Here is a 25,970-nt window from a genome sequence, read left to right as displayed (position 1 = left end):
TGCGCAGGTTTCAGGATTGCGGGACGCCGTTTTCCCACGCCGACCAGTTTTTCAGGATGTCCTGCACCAGCGGATTGCCGGCGCGATAGAGGTTTTCCAGCGCCGGCACGAACCCGCCCTGATCGGCGTATTTCAGCAGGTTGTCCACCTCACTGCCGCCCGGAGCCGGGCGATCAAAGTCGGAGCCGGCGCGTACCACGGCCAGACGCTGCACATCCACCAGACCTTCACGACTGGCGCGTAACAAGGCCTCGTAGGTGGAGTTGTCTTCCTGTTGCGTGGTGCAATATTCACCCTTGTTATCGGTCAGCAGTTTGGTCCAGACCTCGGCGCGTTCGCTCAGGCGTGTACCGGAGAACCAGGTGTTGCCCGCCAGCGTGTCGCAGCGCGTAACCACCGGCGGCTGGTTGGCCGGGGCGGACGGGTATTTCAGGCGCCAGGCCGCCGATTCCTTGCTCTCGCTCAGCTCGACCTTGTGGCTCAGGGCGAAGGCTTTGGCCTGCAGTGTCGGGTTGAGTTCGAAGACTTCGGTCTTGTAGTCCAACGGCGGTTTTTCGTTCGGGCCTTTGGTATTGATGCCGAGGTAACCGGTCGGCCAACTCGACGGCGCATCGCGCGAATCCAGCTCCCATTGCGTACCGAACTCCACCAGATAATGCGCCCATGCCGCGGTGCCGATGGTCCCGTGTTTCGGGCTGATGCCGGCGATCCCGGCGATCAGGAACCAGCTTTTGCGCAGGTCGAATTTCGGCGACAGCGCCAGGGCCAGGGTCGAAGCCGCGGCGTTGGTCTGGCCCATGCCGGTGGTCATCAGGCACACCTGCTGGCTGTTGCAGCGAATGCTCGGGTACTCGGCGGACAGCCCCGGCACGCGGATTTCCTGTTTCAGGTCGAGGCGCTCGATCCAGTTCTGCGCCTCGGGGGCGAACATGGTGATCAGCACCACTTTCGGCTGGATCGGCGCTTCAGCCGCCCAAGTAGTGGAAGAGAGCAGGGCCGCAGCGGCCAGGGTCAGACGCATCATTGCTTGCATGAAAATCTCCTTGATTCAGAACTGGTAGCCAATGCCGGCGTAGTAACCCCAACCGTTGGAGCGTGCGCGGAAATTGCCGTCGCCGAAGTTCAGCTCGCTGCCGTCTTCCCAGTTGCCGCCGTTGTGGAAATAGCGACCGACCAGGGTGAAGCGCAAGTGGGTGAATGAGTACAGCAACACGTTGGTCGCCACTGTGGCGTTGGCGGTGCGCGCCGGGTTGTCCTTGTGGATGTCGGAGCCGAAATCGAAGTTGGTGAAGCCGATGTAGGTCAGCGACGCGCCGTTGCTGAATTTGTCGATCGGCACGATGTACTTGAGCTGGGCGCGGTAACCGTCCCACGAATATTCATTGCTCGCACCGTAGTTTTCCCACTGGTAGCGCCCGTACAGGTTGGCCGACAGGTTGACCCGCGAATGGGTGTCGATGTCGGTGCCGAAGCCGCTGTACAGCGTGTTGGCGCGGTTCTCCTTGCGGCTGCCGTGATCGTAGATCCAGTCGAACGCCACGTACCATTCCTTGAACGGGCCGATGGCCAGGCTGCGGCCGGCGAGGTAGTCGATGGAGATGCGCGGCTCATGCTCCATGAACACTGGCGAGCCGTGATCCCACACACCTTTGTCGTGGCTGTTGCCGATGTTGAAGATCTTCGGAATGTCTATGTAGCCGTACAGCTCGAACGGCCCCTTGCGCCCGAAGTACTCGTATTCCAGATAGATATCGTCGGCCGGTTGCGGCCCGAAGCTGATGTCCTTGCTGCCGATCAGCGTCAGGTCCTGGTTGTACCAGTCCGACAGGTAAGCGCCTTTTTTCGGCGGGGCAGCTTCCGGGCTGAGGGCCTCGCCCTGAGCGGACTCTTCGGGCAGGACCGGTTGCGCCAGTGCGGTATGGCTGAGAACTCCGGTAACGCCGGTCAGTAGCAGGGAAACAGCGAACGTGCGCGCAAATGGGGCGCGGAGAAGGGAAGCGGCGTGCATTCAAAGTCCTTTTTTGCGGATCGAGGCCCGGTTTCTGCGGGTCTGTACGTTTTTGTTACGAAAAAGCCGTTACAGGCAGGTCGCAAACGTTTGCACAAGGCGTACCAGTTTTCCAGATGTCCCCATTTCCCCTTGTGGGAGCGGGCTTGCTCGCGAAAGCGGTGTGTCAGTTGAAACAGCGCTGTCTGACACGACGCCTTCGCGAGCAAGCCCGCTCCCACAGGGGCAGTCAGCTGCCGTCGAATCCAGTGTTTACTGGCCGAAACCCTCGTTCTAGACCGCCCTAGTATTAAAGTATTAACACCATTTAATCAGTGCCCCATCGCGGGGCGTCTACTAGCTTGTCAGCCAAGACGCGGTTTTGTGATGACCGTCGCAGTCTTGATTCGCGTGTGGAATAAGCACGTTTCCCACGCCTTCAAGGAAGAATTTGGCCACGACAAGGAGTAGCCCGTGGAAGCAAGGTTTGGTGTCGCCCTCGTTTCGCGTTTTTCCCCACTTTCCCTTGCTGTGCACCTGAGCGTCGCCGGACTGTTGTTCGGCGGCGTCAGTGCACCTGCACTGGCCACGTGTTCCACGGCCGGTTCCACGGTGACCTGTACCGGGGTGCCGACGCTGCCGCTGTTTCTCAACAATTTCGCCAGTGCCACCAACGGTCTGACGGTCAATGTCAACTCGGGGGCGGCAATGAATGCGACCCTCGGCGGCCATGTGATGGACCTGACCGGCGTCAACATCACTCTGAACAACTCCGGCACCATTGACCCTGCCTTTATCGGGCTTGTGTCGGTCTTGAGCGGCGGTGCGTTCATTGGCACCGGTGCGACCAGTACGGTCAATGTGCTCAACAACGCCAGCGGGATCATTCGCGGCACTGGCATGCTGCTCGGGCTCAACCTGACCAGCATCGACGGTCTGGGCATCGCTGTGAACAACGCTGCAGCCGGCACCACCAGTATCACCAACAACGGCACCATCACCTCGACCGGACTGTCGGTCGGCGGCATCACCCTGGCGGATACTCCGGTGGTCGGCGTCTACGGCGGCTCGCAGGTCAACATGACCAACAGCAGCACCGGCACCATTACTGGCCGCGTCGCCTTCGAAACCTCGGCGGCGGGCAACACGTTCACCAACGCCGGCGCGATCACCGGTGGCGTGTCGATGGGCGCGGCCAGCACCAACACCTTCACCGCTGTGACCGGTTCTTCGGTTCAGGTCGGTGACGGCGTGCAGGTCAGCGTCGGTCTCGGCGGACTGATCGGTATCAACCTGACCTTTGCCCCCACCGGCACCGTCGACGGCGGCGCGGGCGGCACCAACAGCCTGATTCTGCAGAACCCGCTTGGCGTCGGCGGCGGCACCACCGGGGTCGGCACGGCGTCGAGCGCCACCTACGTCAACTTCAACAACCTGACCATCAACAGCGGCACCTGGACCTTGCAGGGGCCACTGGTCAGCGGTGCGACCACGCTCAATGGCGGTGTCGCCCAGTTCAACAACAACGCTACGTTCGGCAGCGGGGTGCTCACCTCCAACGGCGGGATCCTCCAGGCCAGCAACGCCGGGTTGAACATCAGCAACCTGATCTCCCTCGGCGCCGGTGGCGTGACCGTGCAGGGCACCAACGCCACGACTCTGAGCGGAGTGATTTCCGGCAGCGGTGGCCTGACCAAAGTCGGTGCCGGGCAATTGAGCCTCAGTGCTGCCAACACCTACCTGGGCAACACCACGCTCAACGGCGGCACCGTGCAGTTGGGCAACAATCTGGCGCTGAGCACCGGTACCCTTAACGTCACCGGCGCGACAACCTTGAGCGCACCCGGCACGATCAATCTGGGCAACGCCATCAGCCTCGGCAGCACATTGACGGCCGGCGGCACCGGTTCACTGACGCTCGGCGGCCTGATCACCGGCAGCAGCGGCTTGACCAAGACCGGCAGCGGAAGCCTGACCCTCAGCGGTGCCAACAGCGGTTACACCGGCACCACCACCCTGAGCGCCGGCAGCTTGCTGGTGACCAACAACAACTCACTCGGCAGTGGCGCGCTGAACACCGCCGCCGGCACCAGTCTCGACAGTACCGCCAACGTGACGCTGGCCAACAACATCGGCATGACCGGCGCGCTCAACGTGCTGGGCAGCAACGCCCTGACCCTGGGCGGCGTGTTGTCCGGCACTGGCGGCATCACCAAGTCTGGCACCGCGAGCCTGACCCTGACCGGTAACAACACCAACAGCGGCAGTACGGCGCTTAACGCCGGTAGCCTGTTCGTTGGCAGCAACACCGCGCTGGGGACCGGTGCGCTGAGCGCGGCGGCCGGCACCACGCTGGATGCGACCACCGCGGTGAACCTGGCCAACGCCGTCGCGCTGGCGGGAGGAGTGACCATCGGCGGCACCCAGGCACTGGGCCTGAGCGGCGTCGTCAGCGGCACCGGCAACCTGATCAAGAATGGCACCGCGAACCTGAGTCTCAGCGGCAACAACACCTTCTCCGGCGGCACCGCGCTTAACGCCGGTACGCTGATTGTCGGCAGCAACACCGCGCTGGGCACTGGCGCATTGACCACGGCGGCAGGCACCACCCTCGACAGCAGCACTGCCGTGGCGCTGACCAACGCGGTCAGTCTCGGTGGCAACCTGAACATCGGCGGCAGCGCCAACCTGACCTTGGGCGGTATTGTCAGCGGCAGCGGCGGACTGACCAAAAACGGCGCAGCCAACCTGATTCTCAATGGCGCCAATACCTTCCTCGGTCCCATCGCGTTGAACGCCGGCACCCTCACGGCGGGCGCCAATGCGGCGCTCGGCAGCGGCGACATCACCGTCGGCGGCGTGGCGACGCTCGACAGCAATGCGGCGGTAACGCTGAACAACAACGTCATCCTCAACAACAGCCTGGGGATTGGCGGCGGCAACGCGCTGACCCTCGGTGGCGTGATCAGCGGTATCAGCCAACTGGTGAAAAACGGCACCGCCAATCTCACGCTCAACGGCAGTAACACCTACAGCGGCGGTACCACGCTCAATGCCGGCAGCCTGACCGTCGGCAACGGCGCTGCGCTGGGCTCGGGCGCCCTGACCGTGGCCGGGGCAGGAACACTCAACAGCAGCTCGGCGGTAACGCTGAACAATGCGATCACTCTCAATGCCAACCTCACCGCTGGCGGCGCCAACGCGCTGACCCTCGGCGGGGTGATCAGCGGCGTCAACGGATTGATCAAGACCGGTGCGTCGAGCCTGACCCTCAACGGCAACAACACCTACACCGGCACCACCGCGTTGACGGCCGGTTCGTTGATCGTCGGCTCCAATACCGCACTCGGCACTGGCGCGCTGAATGCGTCGAACGGCACCACGCTGGATGCCGGCACGGCGGCGACCCTGGCGAACAATATCAACCTCGGCGGTAATCTGACCTTGGGCGGGAGCAATGCGCTGACCCTTGGCGGCGTTGTTGCCGGCATCGGTGGTCTGGTCAAGAACGGCGCCGCCGACCTGACCCTCAATGGCGCCAACACCTATTTTGGCAACACCGCATTGAACACCGGCAAGTTGATTGTCGGCAGTAACACTGCGCTGGGCGCCGGTACGCTGAACGCGGCGGCCAACACAACGCTGGACGCCAACACCGCGGTCAGCCTGAACAACGCGGTGGCGCTGGCCGGTGCCTTGAACATCGGCGGCACCGCAGATCTGACCCTGACCGGTCTGGTCAGCGGCGCCGGCAGCCTGGTGAAGAACGGCACGGCCAATCTGATTCTCAATGCGGCCAACAGTTACGGCGGCGGCACCACGCTGAATGCCGGCACCGTGACCGTTGGCAACAGTTCGGCACTCGGTAGCGGCGCCGTGACGGTGGCTGGCGCGGCGACGCTGGACAGCAACTCGCCGCTGGTCAACCTCACCAACGGCATCGGCCTCACTGCTGCGCTGACCATCGGCGGTACGCAGAACCTGAGCCTCAGCGGTGTCACCAGCGGCAGCGGTCAGTTGATCAAGAACGGCGCGGCCAACCTGACGCTCAACGGCAACAACACTTTCAGCGGCGGCACCACCCTCAACGCCGGTACCCTGACCCTGGGCAATGCCAACGGTCTGGGCAGCGGCGGCTTGACCGTCGGCGGCGCGGCGACCCTGGATAACAGCGCCTCGTTCGGCATCGGCAATGCGATCACCTTGAACGCCGGGTTGACGGTGGCCGGCAATAACGACCTGGCCCTCAACGGCATCATCGATGGTGCCGGCAGCCTGACCAAAAACGGTTTGTCCGACCTGACGCTGGCCGGCAGCAACACCTTTACCGGCGCCGTGAATATCATCTCCGGCAGCGTTACCACGCTGAACAGCGCTGCATTGGGCAATACCTCCGGCGTGAACATCAGCGCCGGCGCCGGTCTCAATCTGGGCAGCGATGCCAGCCTGGCCGGGTTGTCCGGCAGCGGCAGTGTGCAACTCACCGGCAGCAACACCTTGACCGTGGGCGGGGTCAGCACCAGCAGCACCTTCGACGGTGATCTCAGCGGCAGCGGTGGCCTGACCAAAATCGGCACCGGCACCCTGAACCTCACCGGGATCAGCGGGCTTAGCGGCAACACCACGGTCAATGGCGGTGTCCTCAACCTCACAGGATCGCTGAACAGTACACAGCTCAACGTCAACAATACTGGCACCTTGACCGGTACCGGCTCGGCGATCGGCACGGTGAACATCAACAACGGCGGCCATCTGGCGCTGTCGTCGGGCAACACCCTGTCGGCGAGTAATCTGACCCTCGGTGCGGGCAGCAACGTTGATGTGGCGCTAGCGACACCGTCGACCACGTCACTGATGAACGTCGGCGGCAACCTGACCCTCAACGGCAATCTCAATGTCACTGATGCCGGTGGTTTCGGTGTCGGTGTCTATCGTCTGTTCAACTACACCGGTGCCCTGACGGATCTGGGGCTGGACGTCGCCAGTGTGCCGGTCGGTTACGCTCTCGGCGATCTGCTGGTGCAGACCAGTGTGGCCAATCAGATCAACATTCAAGTGTCGGCCCCGAACAGCAACATCCGTTACTGGGATGGCAGCCAGACCATTGCCAACGGCGTGGTCGACGGCGGCACCGGCACGTGGAACGCGGTCGGCACCAACTGGACCGATGCCAACGGCCTGGTCAACCAGCCTTGGGCCGGCGACTTCGCGGTGTTCCAGGGCACCGCCGGCACCGTGACCGTGAATGGCACGCAGCTGTTCACCGGCATGCAGTTCCTCACCGACGGCTACAACCTGGTGAACGGCGCAGCGGGGCAACTGACCGCCGTCAATGGCAGTGGTGGGACCACGGCGGTGCGGGTCGATCCGGGTGTGACCGCGACCATCGGCGCCAGCATCAACGGCAGCGGCATCCTCAATAAACTCGACGCCGGTACCCTGGTGCTCAATGGCGCCAACACCTACAGCGGCGGTACGCAACTGGACGGCGGCAAGATCATCGTCGGCAGCAACACCGCGCTGGGCAGCGGCACGCTGACCGCCAACGCTGGCACACAACTCGATAGCAACACAGCGGTCACTTTGGCGAACGCGGCAACGCTCAACGGCAATCTGACTCTGGTCGGCAGTAATGCGCTGACCCTCAACGGCGTGATCGGCGGGACTGGTGGCCTGATCAAAAATGGCGCGGCGAGCCTGACCCTTGGCGGCAACAACGCCTTTCTCGGGCCGGTGGCGTTGAATGCCGGCGCACTGATTCTGGCGTCGAACTCGGCGCTGGGTTCCGGCACGCTGAACGCGGCTGGCGGCACCACGCTGGATGCGAGCACAGCAGTCTCGGTGAACAACGCGGTCAACCTTGCCGGCAACCTCGGCATTGGCGGCAATGCCGATCTGACCCTGGCTGGCACCATCAACGGCGCGGGCAGCCTGACCAAGAACGGCGCGTCCAACCTGACCCTGAGCGGCAACAACAATTTCCTCGGCGGCACTACGCTGACGGCGGGCACCCTGACCGCTGGCAGCAACTCGGCACTCGGCCTGGGCAACCTGACCGTGGCCGGTACCTCCGCGCTGGACAGCAGCGCTGCGCTGAGCCTGGGCAACAACGTGGTGCTCAACGCCAACCTGAGCAACACCGGCAGCAACAACCTGACGCTCGCTGGCGTGGTCAGTGGCGCGGGCGGGCTGATCAAGAACGGCACGTCGAACCTGACGCTCAACGGCATCAACACCTACAGCGGCGGTACTACGCTGAATGCGGGTACGCTGACCCTCGGCACCGGCGCAGCACTGGGTAGCGGTGTGCTGACAGTGGCTGGCGCTTCGAGTCTCGACAGCAGCTCCCCGCTGGTGCTGGCGAACAACATCAACCTCAATGCCAACCTCGGTCTGACCGGCAACAACAACCTGACCCTCGGCGGTGTGATCGCCGGGGCCGGCACCCTGACCAAAAACGGTCTGGCCGATGTGACGCTGTCGGGCAACAACACCTTCAGCGGCACCTTCGATGTGCTGTCCGGCAGCCTGACCACCCTGAGCAATTCGGCGCTGGGCAACAACGCCACGGTCAATCTCGCGGGCGGCGCGGCGCTGAATCTCGGCGCTTCGGGCAGCCTCGCCAGCCTGACCGGCAGCGGTACCGCGTTGATCGGCACCGGGAGCACCCTGAGCCTCGGTGGCAACAACGTCAGCAGCACCTTCGCCGGTGTCCTCAGCGGCGACGGCGGCCTGACCAAACTCGGCACTGGCACGCTGACGCTCAGCGGCATCAGCGACCTGACCGGCGATACCAACGTCAACGCCGGCACCCTGCAGGTCAACGGTTCGCTGGCCAGCGGCAACGTGCTGGTCAACAGTGGCGGCACTCTCGGCGGCAGCGGCACCTTGACCGGCGCCGTGACCGTGGCCGATGGCGGGCATCTGGCAGCTGTCACCGGCAGCACGCTGGCGGTGGATTCACTGGTGTTCAACGGCAACGCCAACTTCGATGTCGGCCTGGGTGCACCGGTCTCCGGTGGCGGTAATGCGCTGGTGAATGTCGGCGGCAACCTGACCCTCGACGGCACCTTGAATGTCAGCGATATCGGCGGCTTCGGCAGCGGCGTGTATCGCCTGATCAACTACACCGGCGGCCTCACTGACAACGGCATGCTGATCGGCACTGTGCCGGGCAGCGTGACCCCTGGCGATCTGACCCTGCAAACGGCGCTGGCCAACCAGATCAATCTGCTGGTGAGTGCACCGGGCGTCACCGTGCAGTTCTGGGACGGCAATCAACTGATCGCCAACGGTTCGGTCGATGGCGGCAGCGGCACCTGGGGCACCGGTACCACCAACTGGACCGACGTCAACGGCATCACCAATCAGGCCTGGACCAGCAACTTCGCGGTGTTCCAGGGAACGGCGGGCACTGTGACCGTCAACGGTGCGCAAACCATCACCGGCATGCAGTTCGTCACCGACGGCTACAGCCTGCAGAACGGCACGGCGGGTTCGCTGAACCTGGTCAACGGTTCGCTGGGCAATGCCTCGGTACGCGTCGATCCGAACGCCACCGCGACCGTCGGCGTCGCGCTCAACGGCAGCGCCACCCTCGGCAAATACGACACCGGTACGCTGGTGCTCAACGCTGCCAACGGCTACACCGGTGGCACCGCGCTCAATGGCGGCAAGATCGTGGTCGGCAACAATGCCGCGCTCGGCAGCGGCGTGTTGACCGCTGCCGACGGTACCGCACTGGACAGCAACGCCGCGGTCAGCCTGGCCAACAACGTGGTACTCAACGGCGGCCTGACCGTAGCCGGCAGCAACGCCTTGACCCTCGGCGGTGTAGTCAGCGGCAGCGGCAGCCTGATCAAGTCCGGTGCTTCGAGCCTGACCCTCAATGGCAGCAACACCTACAGCGGCGGCACTCAACTCGCAGGCGGCACGCTGGTGCTGGGCAACAACAGTGCAATCAGTAGCGGTGCGCTCAACGTGACCGGCAACGGCACCCTCGACAGCACTTCGGCGCTGCAACTGGCCAACGCGATCAATCTGGGTTCGCAACTGACCCTGGCCGGTAACCAGAACACCACACTGCTTGGCGCCGTCACCGGCACTGGCAGTCTGGTGAAAAACGGCAGCGGTGATCTTGTGCTGAGTGGCGCCAATACCTACAGCGGCGGGACCACGCTGACCGGTGGCACGACCACTGGCGACACCAGCAGCCTGCAAGGCGCGATCGTCAACAACGCGGCGCTGACCTTCGCGCAGAACGCCGACGGCAGCTATACCGGCAACCTCACCGGCGCCGGCACGCTGAACAAAACCGGCACCGGCCAATTGCTCCTGACCGGCAATAACACCTTCACCGGCAACACCTCGGTGCAGGCCGGCAACCTGATCGTCAATGGCGTGCTCAACAGCGCCAACGTCAACGTTGCCAGCGGCGCGAAAGTCGGCGGTAGCGGGCAACTGGGCGGCAACGTGCAACTGGCCAATGGTGCGACGCTGATCGGTGGCGGCAGTGCCACACCGTTGTCGGTCGGTTCGCTGGCGTTGTCCTCGGGCACCAACCTGGACTTCAGTCTCGGCTCGGCCGCCAGTTCCACCACGGTGGTCAACGTCGCCGGCAACCTGACCCTCGACGGCACGCTGAATATCAGCAACGCCGGCGGCTTTGGTACCGGGGTCTATCAACTGTTCCGCTACGGCGGCAGCCTGACCGACAACGGTCTGGTCTACGGCAGCCTGCCGGTATCGGCGGCCAACCTGACGCTGCAAACCGCGATCGCCAATCAGGTCAACCTGCTGGTGCAGGGCACACCGGGTGAAGTGCAGTTCTGGAACGGCGGCACCACCAATCCTGACGGCAGCATTGGTGGCGGTAGCGGCGTGTGGGGCCCGGGCACCAACTGGACCGATCCGAGCGGTACGCAAGCGTTGGCGTCCAATGGTCAGTTCGCGGTGTTCGGCGGTCAGGCTGGTACAGTCACCGTGCAGGGCAATCAAAACTTCACTGGCCTGCAGTTCCTCACCAGCGGCTACAGTCTGGCTCCGGGGGCTGGCGGTACGCTGACGCCGGTCAACGGTGCCGACGGCAGTCTGGCGCCGGTGCGGGTCAATGCCGGGGCCAGTGCGGAAATTTCCGTACCGCTGGTAGGCACGGGGGGGATCGAGAAACTTGACTCCGGCACATTGGTGCTCAGTGGCGCCAACACCTACAGCGGGGGTACCACCGTCAGCGGCGGTACGCTGATCGGCAACACCACCAGCCTGCAAGGCAACATCACCGACAACGCCACACTGGTGTTCCAGCAGAATGCCAATGGCCAGTTCAACGGCATCCTCAGCGGACTCGGGGCGATGGCCAAACGCGGCGCCGGCACGTTGTTGCTGACCGGTAATCAGCCGTTCAGTGGCACCGTCTCGGTCGATCAAGGCGTGTTGCAAGTCGGCAGCCGTGCGGCCCGGGCTTCGTTGGGTGCACAAGTCACGGTCGCCAACGGCGCAGGCCTGAGCGGTAATGGCAGCGTCGGCTCAGTGGTCAACCACGGTGTGGTGGCTTCCGGTGGCGCTGACGGCACCTTGAGCGTGGCCGGCAACCTGACCAACAGCAGTGATGGTGTACTGGCGCTGACCGTCAGCTCGCCAACCGCCACACCGCTGGCGGTAGGTGGCACGGCAGCCCTGGGCGGCGGTCTGGTGGTCAACAGCCTGGCGCCGTTCACCGGCAACACCACTTACTCGCTGATCACAGCGGGCGGTGGGGTGACCGGTACCTTCAGTGCCGCCGATCTGCCGCAGTACGCGTTCCTCGACAGCTCGCTGGTCTACGGTGCCGACTCGGTCACCCTGGCCGTGAGCCGCAACGGCAACTCGTTCGCCGATGTCGCTGCCACGGGCAACCAGCGCGGCACCGCCACGGCACTGTCCAATAACGGAGCGGCCGGCGCGGCGTTGCAGAACCAGATCGTCAACCTCAGCGTGGCCGGTGCGCGCAATGCGTTCGACAGCCTCTCCGGAGAAATCCACGCCAGCACCGCCAGCGCGATGCTGGAGGATTCGCGCTTCATCCGCGAGGCGGTCAATGACCGCATGCGCCAGCCATCGTGCAGCGCCGCCGATGATCCACGCAAAACCCTGGCACCGAGCGACACGCAACTGAGCAGCAACGGCTGCCACGGTGAAATGGTCGGCTGGATCCGGGCTATCGGTGCCTGGGGCGACATGGGCGGCGACAGCAACACGGCGAAAGTCGATCGCAACCTTGGCGGTTTCATGCTCGGCACCGACAAGGCCCTGGATGACACCTGGCGTGCCGGGATGGCGGCCGGCTACACCCGCAGCAACCTCAATGCGCACGATCGCAACTCGGATGCCAAGGTCGACAGCTACCACTTGGCCGGTTATCTGAACTCGCAATTCGATGCACTGGCGGTGCGCCTTGGCGCGGCTTACAGCTGGCACAGCATCGAGACCAAACGCGATGTCAGCGTCGGTACTTACAACGATCGCCTGAAGGCCGATTACGACGCACGCAGTGCGCAGGTGTTCGGTGAAGTGGGTTACGCGATCAACGCGGCAGGCGTTGCCATCGAACCGTTCGCAGGGCTGGCCTACGTCAACTACGACAGCGACACCGGCAAGGAAAAAGGTGGAGTGGGGCGCCTGAAGGCCGACGCCGATCAGGACATCACCTACTCGACCCTCGGGGTACGCGTCGGCAAGTTGGTGACCCTGGCCAACGGCAGCCAACTGACGCCGCGCGCGGCCATCGGCTGGCGGCATGCCTACGGCGACACCAAACCTGACGCCGACCTGACCTTCATCGACGGCGGCGCCTCGTTCAGCACCCAGGGCGTGCCGATTGCCAAGGACAGCGCATTGCTCGAAGCCGGCGTGGACTTCCAGGTCACCCCGACCGGCAAGCTGGGCATCGGCTACTCGGGCCAGGTGTCGAGCGACAACAACGACAGCGCGTTCAACATCAGCTTCAGTCAAAGCTTCTGAATCATGGTCGAAGTACTTTAGCCGCCCGAAAGGGCGGTTTTTTTTGCACTGCAAAAGATCCCGGATGCGTCCTACACAAATAAGCGACTTTCCCGACTGCGGCTATCTGTAGATCCACGCAAAGTCCCGTGCCTAAAAAGACACAGGGAAATGTGGATGCTGACCGTCGGCAAACCTATTGTTTTCAGACTTGATATCGAAGGTGTCTCCAGCGATCTTCAAGTGCTCGAATTCCGAGCCAGGGAGGCGCTTAACCAAACCTATGAGGTCGAACTCGAACTGGTCAGTGAACGCCGTGACCTGGATCTCGAGTCTCTTCTGCATCGCCCAGCCTTTGTGTCTTTCTGCGCAGGTTCGGGCCTTCATGGGCAGGTTTATCGAGTTGCCCAAGGCGACTCCGGCGCACGTCTGACGCGCTACCAGATCCTTTTGGTGCCGCATCTGGCCTATCTCGCTCATCGTCACAATCAGCGCATCTTTCAGCATCAGAGCGTGCCGCAAATCATCGCGCGAGTGTTGAGTGATCACGGCATGCAGGCCGATGCCTGGCGCTTTGTGCTCAATGCCGAGTACCCGGCGCGCCTGTATTGCGTGCAATACAACGAGAGCGATCTGCATTTCATCCAGCGGTTGTGCGAGGAGGAGGGGCTGCATTTTCATTTCCAGCACAGCCCCGATCGGCACCTGTTGGTGTTCGGCGATGACCAGACCGTGTTCCCCAGGCCCGACGCGCCGACTGCCTATGCGCAGGGCAGCGGCATGGTCGCCGAGGCGTCGGTGATCGAGCGTTTCACCGTGCGCCTGGAGACCCGTCCCACCCAGGTCAGCCGCCGTGATTACCATTTTGAAAACCCCACCGTGCAACTCGATGCCGCGGCCAGGGAAGCGCGGCTTCCTGTACTCGAGGATTACAGCTTTCCCGGGCAGTTCACCCACCGTGATCGTGGCAGACATCTAAGCCAGAGAAGCCTCGAACGGCATCGCGCCGATTACCGTCAGGGAAAAGGTCGCAGCGACCAAAGCCTGATGCGCAGTGGCAGCTTCGTAGACATGGGCGGACATCCGCGCGCCGACCTCAATGGTTTGTGGCTGCTGACCAGCGTCGAGCACATTGGCAAGCAGCCGCAAGTGCTGGAGGAGTCGGCCACCGGCACTGATTCCGGTGACGGCTTCAGTCAGGGTTATCGTAATGACTTCGTCGCGACACCTTGGGACGTCATCTTCCGCCCTGCGCTTGAACACCCCAAACCCCGAATGACCGGCAACCAGCATGCCGTGGTCACCGGGCCTCCCGGCGAGGAGATTTACTGCGACGCCTATGGCCGGGTAAAGGTCCAGTTGCTGTGGGACAGGGAAGGGCAGCGCAATGAACAATCCAGTTGCTGGCTGCGGGTCACCAGTGGCTGGGCCCATGATCAATATGGCAGCGTGCAGATCCCGCGTGTCGGCATGGAAGTGTTGGTCGGTTTCACTGACGGCGATCCCGACAAGCCGTTTGTCCTCGGTTGTCTGGCCAACGCCGCGACGCCCGTGCCGCTCAATTTGCCCGCTGAACAAACGCGCACGGTGCTTCGCAGTCACAGCACCCCCGGTGGAGGCGGCTACAACGAGCTGCGTATCGAGGACAGGAAAGGTGCCGAAGAAATCGCCATCCGCGCCCAGCGTGACTTTGTCCAGTTGGTACTCAATGACCAGCGGGTGCAGGTCGACAATCAGCGCACGGTGGTGATCGGTGGTCTGGCCAGCCACGACCTGCGCAGTGATGAACATCATCTGACCCATGGCAACCGTCTGACCGAGCTCAAGCAGGATGATCACCTGTGGGTTCAGGGCGACCGGCACGTTCGGGTAGCCAGCCAAAGGCTTAGCGCAGCGCAGCAGATCCACCTCGGCGCGGGCCAGCAAGTGGTGATCGATGGTGGTACGCATGTGACGATCACGGCCGGCGGGCATTGGTTGACGCTGGGGCCGGAAGGTATTTGCAGCAGCGTGCCGATTGTCCAGGGCGGTGCGCCTGCTCTGGGGATGGCGGCAGAGCCTTTGGTGCCAGGGGCGTTGCCATTGATGAAGGTGGCGTTCGATCCGGTTCAGCAGCGCCATGCATTCGTTTCCGCACGCGGCTCGCGTTGCCTGGCCTGCGAGGCCGCCCACGCATGAGCTTGTCGAGCGCTTTTCCCGAAGGTCTGCCGTGGACCGAGCAACAGGCCTTTCTGTTGCTGGATGGTGCGACGATCACCGACTTGCCGGCGCGGCTGAAACAGCACAGTTCGGCGCCCGGCACCGTTGCTCTCTACGACCAGCCACCCTTTTCAGCGCTGCGCGACATTTCGCCCCTGTTGGTCGCGATTGCGCATGCGGACGATCCGCTGGCCCGGTTCCATCTGCAACATGCGCAGGCGGAGTGGGGCGTGCTGCTGTTCAGCGCCGCGCCCATGCATAGCGTTGCCGAGCACCTGCGCAAATTGCTGGTCGTCGAGTTACCCGCCGGGCAATCGGCATTTTTGCGCATCGCCGATGCGGCGGTGGCGCACGCGTTGTTTGCCCATGCCGATCAGCGATTGTTCGGACCTTTGACCTGTGTGGTGACGGCGGACTGCGTCAATGATGTTTGGCACAGTCATCGACCTCGGCTGGCTGAGTGTCCGGCGCTTGCCGTGCCGTATCGCCTTGATCCGGAGCTGAACGCGGCGTTGGATCAGGTTGACCGGCGTCGCAGGTTGCTGGAGCTGGATGCGCATCTGTTGAAGCACTTCCGTGAATTCCATGTCGGGGAAACGCTGGGCCAGCGCTGGCCATTACTGGATCTTATGGAAACCCAAGCCAGTGCCCTCGGCCTGAGCAGTCAATCCGAGTTGTTCAACTACGCCAACCTGCTTGCGCTGCTCGACAGCCACGACATCACCGAACACCCGCCAATCCACCACGTGCTCCACACGCCCTCCCTGCAATCACCGGGCGAGCGTGTCACGCTGGCCGTTGATATGGCGCAGCGGTGGGTCAGCCAAAGGGAACGCCCATGACCCATCCCGCCATCCTCGACGCCGCCGCAGCCTCCAAGAAACCCTTCGGCTCCCTCGACAGCTGCCCGCTACGGCAAACCCACGTGCAGTTGCTGCCGTTGAGCTACGGTCTGGTGGAGCGAGCGTTCGATCCGAGTTCAGAATTGAAGATGCCGTACACCCTGACTGCCCGCCCGCTGGGCATTCGCCGCTTGCGCGACGGCTGGCTGTACATCATCGACAGCCTCAGCGGCGAGTTGTACGAGTACCGAATGCTCGACGGCATCGTCACCGCGTTTTTGCATCAGGGTAAAACGGTGGCTGAGGATCAGCGCGCCGCCATCGAGGAGCGTCCGGCGCTGATCTTCTCCCGCCAAAGCACGCTGTACGTGACCTTCGCCGAAGTGCAGTGGACGGCAGGCAAATGCCATCAGGTGCTGGACAGCCGCGAGGAGCGAGACCACTTCATGCAAGCGGTCGATCTCGGGCCGGTGCATTGTCTGACCGGCGGCGAGCATTTACTGACCGTCGCCCAGACCCGACAGTGGCTGGCGGAGGTGGCGACCGGCGCTGCGCCTGTCGCTGAAGGTGACGCCACGCGCATGCCGACCGTGCAGGTCAGCGACGCCCCCGAGCACGAACGCGAACCTTATCTGTGGGAGCAGCCGCAGCGTTTTCGCGCGGCACACATCGGCGAATTCCTCGGCCGGGTACGCGGGCCCTATCAGGACGACACATTGTTTCTGCTGGTCAACGACGATCTGGGGGTGATGCGCGATCTGGCCGAGTATCAGGACACTGTGGTCGGTTGGGTCGATGAATGGAGCAACAGTGGCAACAACGCGCGCGATTACCTGCTGGCCAGTTACATCGAGTCCTTGAGCCAGCTCAGTGATCAGGACTTCGACGGTCTGGCCAAGGCCAGTGAGCAACCGCAGGCCAAGGCGCTGTTTGCCGATCTGGAACAACTGCCCGAGCCGGATCGGGAGAACACGCGCCGGGCGTTGCTCGACTATCTGAACAAGGGCGGGGATATCCAGCCCGATACGCCGGCACCGCCCGAGCTGCAAAAATTGCGTGCCAAGGGGATCGACGACGAAATGCAACCCAACCGTGCCGCGCCCACGGCTGAGGTGGATCGGCGTTTTTACACGCGGCGGTACTTTCTTGCAGTCGCCCCTGAGGACTTTGTCGAACGGCACCTGGAAATCCTGCTCAGCCTCGGCAAGGATCAGGAGCGTCGCATCAAGGATGTGCTCGACGGCCCGCTGCTCAGCGGCAAACGCGGGGTCAACGACCTGATCGACCGCCCGGCCATGGACGAGCGACTGAACCTGCTGCGCGACGATCTCGGCCGCTGGAATCGCCTGCTCGAACGCATCACCGTCGACCGCACGCAACTGCTGCTCGCCGGACGCTTCCACCGCGCCGCCTGGTACTACGACGCGCAAGTGGCGGCGCAACTTCATCAAGCGCTCAGCGCCGAGTACGCCTGCCTCAAGGATCTATGCCGCAGCGACGAAGCCAGCGAGAAAATGCTCGGGTTTGTGGAGCAACACCCGGAACTGACCCGAACCGCCTTCTACACCTTGCCGCTGCGCCTGCAATCGGAGCAGAGCGGGCAATACTCGACGCTGATCAACGCCGGTATGGCGACGTTCAACAACCTGCCGGACTGGCTGGCCAAACTGAAAAAGATCGAACAACCGCAACTGCCGGCCCTCGACGATATGCCCGAACACACCCGTGTTGTCGCGGCTGCCGTGCAGGACACCTACAGCCCGGCACTGAACCTGGGCCTTGACCGGGCGCTGGAAGGTTTCGACCTTGCGGGCGAGAAAATCCCCGACCTCGATGAACTGTTCCAGCGCCTGCCCAAAGCACTGCGCCTGCGCCTCTTCGACGCGGCAAAAACCAGCGGCGTGACCTTCACCGTCGCCAGCCCCGCAGAACAGGCCGCGCTGCAAACCGTGATCAAAGAGCTGCTGCGCGAACGCGAGTACCTCAAGACCCTCAACCGCGAACGCAACCAGATCACCCACAACAAAAATCGTCCGGGCCACAAGACGCCAAGGGCGGTGGAGTTGCAGGAAGAGATTGTGCGGGTGCGGGCACAACTGACCCAAGTGGAAGGACGGCTGGCGGCGGCGTTGAGCCCGATTGAAGAACTACCGGATCGCTCGGCCCGGTTGTACGGCGCGACGCCTGCAAGAGCGGGGGTGACAGTGGTGTTTCCACCGGCACAGCAGGGGGAGTTGCGGAGTTTGTTGGGGAATATTCGGTTGGGGATTGGAGGGCTGTCCAGGACCAGTCTGGTGAAGACGGAGGGGATGGGGTTGGTAGTGGTTTTGGTGCAGGTGGTGAATTTGGTGGGGGTATTCCGGGAAGTACGAAAGCAGGCTCGTAATGAGAGGGTATGGAAACCGTTTGCTGAATCGGTTGCAGCTACTGGAGCAGCTGGGTTTACTGCGGCGCAGAGTCTTGCGGATACGGCGATGAGGGCTCGGAGTGCTGAATTGGTTGCAGGGCTTCAGCGACATGCCTTGTTGAACGTGCATGTGCAGATGGGGAAGGTGCATGTTGGATTGGGCATATCCACTTATGGGCTTGGCCTATTGTCCTCGGCAATAAGCCTTAAAAAACAATACGAAAATTGGCAACAGGCAGTTCGCAGTGGCAATCATTCGGCGCAAGGTGCTGCCGAATTGGCCACACTAGGTGCCGGAGGAATGACTGCCGTCAATGCTTATGGTTTAGGCAACACCTTGCATGCGGGCTATACCGTCTTCACTGCATCAAATCGTAGTGCACGGATCGCAGCTTGGGCCGCCGCCGGTACACGTCTCTCCACGGTGTTCTTCCGCTTCAATCTTGCGGGGGCTCTATTCACCGTGCTCGAACTGAGCGGGAGCTGGTTGTTTAACCGTTACAACCTCAGTGCCCATGACAAATGGCTGAAAATCACGCCCTGGGGGCGGGATGCCGAAATGCGCGGTGACCACTCGCTGGAAGACTATCAGAGCTATCTGGCCTTTCTGATCCACGCGCCTTACGCCCATCTGGGACCCAATTCGTATGACTCCTGGCTGAAGAACCTGCTGTTCAAAGCCAGACCCAGCGATATCCATCTCGTGCTGCCCAGGCTGACGTTGGGTGATCTATTGCCGCCTCTCTGCGGGAAAGCTACTCACCTATTGGGCATCGGCGCTCACCGTATTTCGATGCCGCTTCACAGTCGCGGAACCCCACGAGAGCGCAAGGATGTGGTCAGCGAAGAGATCCTCCGTAGCCTGCGCATCGTCAAATCATCAGCGGAAGGCTTGGTGCTTTGCCTCCAGTACCCGGTAAATCCCAATTCCGAATTCACCCCAGCCAAAGAAACATTGGAGTTGGCCGTTTGTGTTCAGAACCTGAACGACAAAGGTGAGTGGACATCTCGCACCCGTATCATTCATATCGACCCACGGGGGGAGGGACACTTTGTAGTGATTGCTCCGCAACTGGTGAAAGAGAAACCACCGGTTTTGCTTGTTGAACCCCAATTTTTGGAGCAGGCCGATCATGCTGAATAATCCAGTAGAACCGGTAGTTATCCCGCAAGTCGAGACACGTCGAAAAGCAGGGGATGTCGAGCCGTTTCCAAGTGGTAAGGTCACCTATCTATCCCCTTTACCCTTACCAACACCGATTTCACCTTATGGTCCACATATTGGTGAGCTGAATGATGTTTGCATGGATTTTGGGTTGGGGAAGCCAGAGGTTTTTATGTGGCAAATGACTTTGGGCGGGCCATTCAGCGTGTCTTTCTCAGTCGCTTTTCTCTTTCCATTGGTCGGCGGCTTTCTCGGACTGATGTTTGGAGATAGTTGGGACGAAATCTGGAGTTACATAGAAGGAATTTTTCAAGAGACAAAAGGACTTGCCATTGAAACCTGTTTTCTAATGCTGCTCATCAGCCTCGGCGTCTGGCACCACAACCACAAAAAACGCGCCACCCTCATCCCAACCCGCTTCAACCGCCAACGCCGCGAAGTCTGCTTCATGCCCGCAGGCGAAACCGAACCTGTCTTCGTCCCTTGGGAATCCCTCTCCGCCTGGATCATCGAAGCCCAGGGCGCCACCCAATACGGCATCCACCGCCAGTACGGCATGGGCATCGGTTTCTACCACGGCGAAACCCTCACCAGCCTCGAATTCCCCTGCGCCGCGCTGCCACTCGCCATCAGCCATTGGGAAGCCATTCGCGGCTACATGGAATACGAAGTCAACGACCTCAAATCGATTCAGGATCTGCAAGACCTGCAAGGCCCCGACGACCCGCCCCACGAAGGCCTGCACACCTTCCACAACGCCCGCGCACGCATGCATCAGCAGATTCGCGACGGTTCACGCACGCGGCTGTCCGGCTTCTTTTGGTACCTGTATCACGTCATGACCCTATGGACGATTCCCAACCGCCTCGTCGAATGGGAAGTGCGCCGCCTCGAAAGAATCGGCAAGCAAACCCTGCCTGAGGTCATGCGCGAGTGGTCGGAGCCGCTGCCGGAAGAGCATTGGGCGAAGCCGAGCGAAGAGTTGCTGCGACTCAGTGAGCAAGTACGCCAAATGCAAAAGCGTCAGCCGAATCGGCCGATCACCGAGATCTTTGCCGAGGTGCAGCGCACGGCATCGACGGGTAAGCGTCGTGCATGAGCTGCTTTTCAATTGTCATTCACCAGGCTTTCAGACGTGGGCAACTCCATCAGGCCCTCAGCGCCGAATACGTCTGCCTCAGGGACCTATGCCGCAGCGACGAAGCCAGCGAGAAAATGCTCGGGTTTGTGGAGCAACACCCGGAACTGACCCGAACCGCCTTCTACACCTTGCCGCTGCGCCTGCAATCGGAGCAGAGCGGGCAATACTCGACGCTGATCAACGCCGGTATGGCGACGTTCAACAACCTGCCGGACTGGCTGGCCAAACTGAAAAAGATCGAACAACCGCAACTGCCGGCCCTCGACGATATGCCCGAACACACCCGTGTTGTCGCGGCTGCCGTGCAGGACACCTACAGCCCGGCACTGAACCTGGGCCTTGACCGGGTGCTGGAAGGTTTCGACCTTGCGGGCGAGAAAATCCCCGACCTCGATGAACTGTTCCAGCGCCTGCCCAAAGCACTGCGCCTGCGCCTCTTCGACGCGGCAAAAACCAGCGGCGTGACCTTCACCGTCGCCAGCCCCACAGAACAGGCCGCGCTGCAAACCGTGATCAAAGAGCTGCTGCGCGAGCGCGAGTACCTCAAGACCCTCAACCGCGAACGCAACCAGATCACCCACAACAAAAATCGTCCGGGCCACAAGACGCCAAGGGCGGTGGAGTTGCAGGAAGAGATTGTGCGGGTGCGGGCACAACTGACCCAAGTGGAAGGACGGCTGGCGGCGGCGTTGAGCCCGATTGAAGAACTACCGGATCGCTCGGCCCGGTTGTACGGCGCGACGCCTGCAAGAGCGGGGGTGACAGTGGTGTTTCCACCGGCACAGCAGGGGGAGTTGCGGAGTTTGTTGGGGAATATTCGGTTGGGGATTGGAGGGCTGTCCAGGACCAGTCTGGTGAAGACGGAAGGGATGGGGTTGGTGGTGGTTTTGGTGCAGGTGGTGAATTTGGTGGGGGTATTTAAGGAAACATTCAAACAGTCAAAAAACAAGCGAACTATTGGACCGCTTTTTTCTGCTGTTGCGGCGGCTGGTGCTGCTGGTTTTACTTCGGCCCAAAGTCTTGCCGACACCGCGTTAAAGGCTCGCAGTAAAGCCCTTGTTGAAGCACTCCAGCCCCATGCTTTGCAAAATGTACACGTGCAAATGGGGAAATTGCATGTTGGATTAGGCATGTTCACCTATGGTCTAGGTCTGGCCTCTTCAGCGATAGGTCTTCAGAAACAAGTAGTAAATTGGCAGGAAGCAATTCGCAGCGGAAACCAGTCCACACAGGGTGCGGCAGCATTGGCAACATTGGGTGCTGGGGGTATGACGACAATCAACACCTACGGCCTGAGTAACACTGTTCACGCTACATTTAAGGTGTTGACCGCTCCGAACAAGGCTGCACGAACAGCCGCTTGGGCCGCGGCTGGTACACGCCTTTCCTCCGTGTTTTTTCGCTTCAATCTGGCGGGTGCCTTATTTACTGTCTTGGAGTTCAGCGGTACTTGGTTATTCAATCGCTATAACCTCAGCGCACATGATAAATGGCTGAAAATCACACCCTGGAGTCATGATGCGCAGATGCGCGGTGATCACACGCTGGAGGATTATCAAAGTTATCTGGCCTTTCTGATCAATGCTCCGTACGCACAACTTGGCCCAAATCCATACGACTCTTGGCTGAAAAACCTGTTGTTCAAAGCCAAGCCCAGCGATATCCATCTGGTCCTGCCTAGACTGACATTGGAAAACCTTCTTCCTCCTTTGGGTGGGAAGCCGAAACACCGGCTGGGCATTGGCGCACACCGTATCTCCATGCCCCTCCACGGTCGAGGCGCGCCGCGAGAACGTAAAGACGTGCTTAGCGACGAAGTGTTAAGCAGCCTGCGAATCGTCAAGTCATCGCCAGAAGGATTGGTGCTCTGCCTTCAATACCCGATTGATCATAGCGCCGAGTACACGCCAGCAAAAGAAACACTGGAATTGGCCGTATGCGTTCAAAACCTGAACGACAAAGGTGAGTGGGCGTCGCGAACCCGTGTCATCCATATTGACCCGCAGGGTGACGGGCATTTTGCGGTGGTTGCTCCTCAACTGGTCAAAGGAAATCCGCCCATGTTGCTAGTAGAAATCCAGTTTCTGGAGCAAGCCGATCATGGCGAATGACTACAATCCATCTGTCAGCGCACTGCAGGTTGCACGTCCGCGAAAAGCCGGCGATATCGAACCTTTTCCGAGCGGAAAAATTACCTATCTCGCGCCGCTTCCTCTCCCAACACCGATGCCACCTTATGGCCCGCACGTTGGGGAATTGAATGATGGTTACATGGATTTCGGTTTGGGATCACCACAGGTTTTTTCATGGCAGGTGATTTTAGGTGGATCTACAACAATGACATGTATGTGGACTGTATTACTGCCTCTTTTCAGTATTTGTGTTGGCCTCGTTTTAGGATACGACTGGCAATACTCCTGGGAGTTTGCGGAGGAGTTGTTTTTGCCGTCAACAAAACTCGGATTGAAAACAGCATTTGCCATGTTGTTCATCGGTCTATGCGTCTGGCACCACAACCACAAAAAACGCGCCACCCTCATCCCGACCCGCTTCAACCGCCAACGCCGCGAAGTCTGCTTCATGCCCGAAGGCGCCACCGAACCTGTCTTCGTCCCATGGGAATCCCTTTCCGCCTGGATCATCGAAGCCCAGGGCGCGACCCAATACGGCATCCACCGCCAGTACGGCATGGGCATCGGTTTCTACCACGGCGAAACCCTCACCAGCCTCGAATTCCCCTGCGCCGCGCTGCCACTCGCCATCAGCCATTGGGAAGCCATTCGCGGCTACATGGAATACGAAGTCAACGACCTCAAATCGATTCAGGATCTGCAAGACCTGCAAGGCCCCGACGACCCGCCCCACGAAGGCCTGCACACCTTCCACAACGCCCGCGCACGCATGCATCAGCAGATTCGCGACGGTTCACGCACGCGGCTGTCCGGCTTCTTTTGGTACCTGTATCACGTCATGACCCTATGGACGATTCCCAACCGCCTCGTCGAATGGGAAGTGCGCCGCCTCGAAAGAATCGGCAAGCAAGCCTTGCCCGAGGCCATGCGCCAATGGTCGGAGCCGTTGCCGGAAGATCAATGGGCCAAGCCGAGTGAGGAGTTGCTGCGGTTAAGCGAGCAGGTAAGGCAGATGCAAAAGCGTCAGCCACACAGACCGATTACCGAGATATTTGTCGAGGTGCGACGCTCGGTAGTTACAGATAAGAGCCGTGTATGAGGAGTTACTTGCTAAAACGCTATGTCGTCAGCATTGTTTCCCAAATGATCAAGGGCGCTCCGCCCATGCTGCTAGTCGAAACCCAGTTTCTGGAGCAAGCCGATCATGGCGAATAAGTGCGATCAAACCGCAGGTTGTGTGCGGTTTGAACAACCGCGAAAGGCCGGAGATATCGAAACTTTTCCGAGCGGCAAAACTACCTATCTCGCGCCGCTTCCGCTGCCAACACCGATGTCACCCTATGGCCCGCACATTGGTGAACTGAATGATGTGTACATGGATTTTGGATTGGGTTCGCCACAAGTCTTTTCTTGGCAGGTCGTATTGGGTGGACCATTCAGCGTGTCTTTCACAGTAGTTTTCTTATTCCCACTAATCACCGGTTTTTTGGGAGTTATTTTTGGGTATGGACAGGAATTCATTTGGGACTCGATGGTCGGCATCTTTGAAGTAGCCTGCGAGAACATACTATTTACAGGTCCATTGATGCTCCTGATCTGCTTAGGAGTCTGGCACCACAACCACAAAAAACGCGCCTCAATCATCCCGACCCGTTTCAACCGCCAACGCCGCGAAGTCTGCTTCATGCCCGAAGGCGAAACCGAACCTGTCTTTGTTCCCTGGGAATCCCTATCGGCCTGGATCATCGAGGCCCAGGGCGCGACCCAATACGGCATCCACCGCCAGTACGGCATGGGCATCGGTTTCTACCACCGCGAAACCCTCACCAGCCTCGAATTCCCCTGCGCCGCGCTGCCACTCGCCATCAGCCATTGGGAAGCCATTCGCGGTTACATGGAATACGAGGTCAACGACCTCAAATCGATTCAGGATCTGCAAGACCTGCAAGGCCCCGACGACCCGCCCCACGAAGGCCTGCACACCTTCCGCAACGCCCGTGCGCGCATGCACCAACAGATTCGCGACGGTTCGCGCACGCGGCTGTCCGGCTTCTTTTGGTACCTGTATCACGTCATGACCCTGTGGACGATTCCCAATCGCCTCGTCGAATGGGAAGTGCGCCGCCTCGAAAGAATCGGCAAGCAAACCCTGCCTGAGGTCATGCGCGAGTGGTCGGAGCCGCTGCCGGAAGAGCATTGGGCGAAGCCGAGCGAAGAGTTGCTGCGACTCAGTGAGCAAGTACGCCAAATGCAAAAGCGTCAGCCGAATCGGCCGATCACCGAGATCTTTGCCGAGGTGCAGCGCACGGCATCGACGGGTAAGCGTCGTGCATGAGCTGCTTTTTAATTGTCATTCACCAGGCTTTCAGACGTGGGCAACTCCATCAGGCCCTCAGCGCCGAGTACGCCTGCCTCAAGGATCTATGCCGCAGCGACGAAGCCAGCGAGAAAATGCTCGGGTTTGTGGAGCAACACCCGGAACTGACCCGAACCGCCTTCTACACCTTGCCGCTGCGCCTGCAATCGGAGCAGAGCGGGCAATACTCGACGCTGATCAACGCCGGTATGGCGACGTTCAACAACCTGCCGGACTGGCTGGCCAAACTGAAAAAGATCGAACAACCGCAACTGCCGGCCCTCGACGATATGCCCGAACACACCCGTGTTGTCGCGGCTGCCGTGCAGGACACCTACAGCCCGGCACTGAACCTGGGCCTTGACCGGGTGCTGGAAGGTTTCGACCTTGCGGGCGAGAAAATCCCCGACCTCGATGAAATGTTCCAGCGTCTGCCCAAAGCACTGCGCCTGCGCATCGTCAAATCATCAGCGGAAGGCTTGGTGCTTTGCCTCCAGTACCCTGTAAATCCCGATTCCGAATTCACCCCAGCCAAAGAAACATTGGAGTTGGCCGTTTGTGTTCAGAACCTGAACGACAAAGGTGAGTGGACATCTCGCACCCGTATCATTCATATCGACCCACGGGGGGAGGGACACTTTGTAGTGATTGCTCCGCAACTGGTGAAAGAGAAACCACCGGTTTTGCTTGTTGAACCCCAATTTTTGGAGCAGGCCGATCATGCTGAATAATCCAGTAGAACCGGTAGTTATCCCGCACGTCGA

11 protein-coding genes are annotated in these 25,970 nt (G+C 61.1%); 9 read left to right on the top strand and 2 right to left on the bottom strand.

The features are described 5' to 3' along the window. Positions 1-10: 10 nt before the first annotated feature. Complete coding sequence (locus JFU48_RS26940; RefSeq protein ID WP_201138225.1) at positions 11-1,033, bottom strand: purine-nucleoside phosphorylase; 1,023 nt, start codon at positions 1,031-1,033, stop codon at positions 11-13. A 15-nt stretch (positions 1,034-1,048) separates the two neighbouring features. Continuing rightward, positions 1,049-2,008 (bottom strand): nucleoside-specific channel-forming protein Tsx, encoded by a 960-nt coding sequence (locus JFU48_RS26935; RefSeq protein ID WP_003223538.1) that lies wholly within the window; start codon positions 2,006-2,008, stop codon positions 1,049-1,051. Between the two features lie 453 nt (positions 2,009-2,461). On the opposite strand from JFU48_RS26935, the gene JFU48_RS26930 reads away from it, so the two are divergent. The 9 genes from JFU48_RS26930 to JFU48_RS26890 all read left to right on the top strand — a co-directional run bounded on the left by JFU48_RS26930 (position 2,462) and on the right by JFU48_RS26890 (position 25,937). After that, positions 2,462-12,985: an autotransporter-associated beta strand repeat-containing protein gene (locus JFU48_RS26930; RefSeq protein ID WP_201138224.1), complete on the top strand. Its 10,524-nt coding sequence runs from the start codon at positions 2,462-2,464 to the stop codon at positions 12,983-12,985. Between the two features lie 156 nt (positions 12,986-13,141). After that, a complete protein-coding gene (locus tag JFU48_RS26925; RefSeq protein ID WP_201138223.1) occupies positions 13,142-15,142 on the top strand; it encodes a type VI secretion system Vgr family protein in 2,001 nt (666 codons plus the stop codon). After that, a complete protein-coding gene (locus tag JFU48_RS26920; protein WP_201138222.1) occupies positions 15,139-16,005 on the top strand; it encodes a DUF4123 domain-containing protein in 867 nt (288 codons plus the stop codon). Before JFU48_RS26925 ends, JFU48_RS26920 begins: the two co-directional genes overlap by 4 nt. Further along, positions 16,002-19,556 carry a toxin VasX gene (locus tag JFU48_RS26915; RefSeq protein WP_201138221.1) on the top strand — a complete coding sequence of 1,185 codons (3,555 nt, stop codon included), beginning with the start codon at positions 16,002-16,004 and terminating at the stop codon, positions 19,554-19,556. The genes JFU48_RS26920 and JFU48_RS26915 overlap by 4 nt, the downstream gene beginning before the upstream one ends. After that, entirely contained in the window at positions 19,546-20,676 is a 1,131-nt protein-coding gene (locus tag JFU48_RS26910) for a hypothetical protein (RefSeq protein WP_201138220.1), read from the top strand. The genes JFU48_RS26915 and JFU48_RS26910 overlap by 11 nt, the downstream gene beginning before the upstream one ends. Next, positions 20,673-22,829 (top strand): hypothetical protein, encoded by a 2,157-nt coding sequence (locus JFU48_RS26905; protein WP_201138219.1) that lies wholly within the window; start codon positions 20,673-20,675, stop codon positions 22,827-22,829. The genes JFU48_RS26910 and JFU48_RS26905 overlap by 4 nt, the downstream gene beginning before the upstream one ends. Then, a complete protein-coding gene (locus JFU48_RS26900) occupies positions 22,819-23,949 on the top strand; it encodes a hypothetical protein (RefSeq protein WP_207199240.1) in 1,131 nt (376 codons plus the stop codon). Before JFU48_RS26905 ends, JFU48_RS26900 begins: the two co-directional genes overlap by 11 nt. Before the next feature lie 486 nt (positions 23,950-24,435). Continuing rightward, positions 24,436-25,185 (top strand): hypothetical protein, encoded by a 750-nt coding sequence (locus tag JFU48_RS26895; RefSeq protein ID WP_242486723.1) that lies wholly within the window; start codon positions 24,436-24,438, stop codon positions 25,183-25,185. Further along, positions 25,182-25,937, top strand: coding sequence for a hypothetical protein (locus JFU48_RS26890; protein ID WP_201138217.1), 756 nt, complete (start codon positions 25,182-25,184; stop codon positions 25,935-25,937). Before JFU48_RS26895 ends, JFU48_RS26890 begins: the two co-directional genes overlap by 4 nt. Positions 25,938-25,970: the final 33 nt, after the last annotated feature.

Origin of the sequence: Pseudomonas sp. TH49 (assembly GCF_016650625.1) — a bacterium.
GTDB classification, from domain to species: domain Bacteria; phylum Pseudomonadota; class Gammaproteobacteria; order Pseudomonadales; family Pseudomonadaceae; genus Aquipseudomonas; species Aquipseudomonas fluorescens_H.
This window is presented reverse-complemented; position numbering and strand designations above follow the sequence as displayed.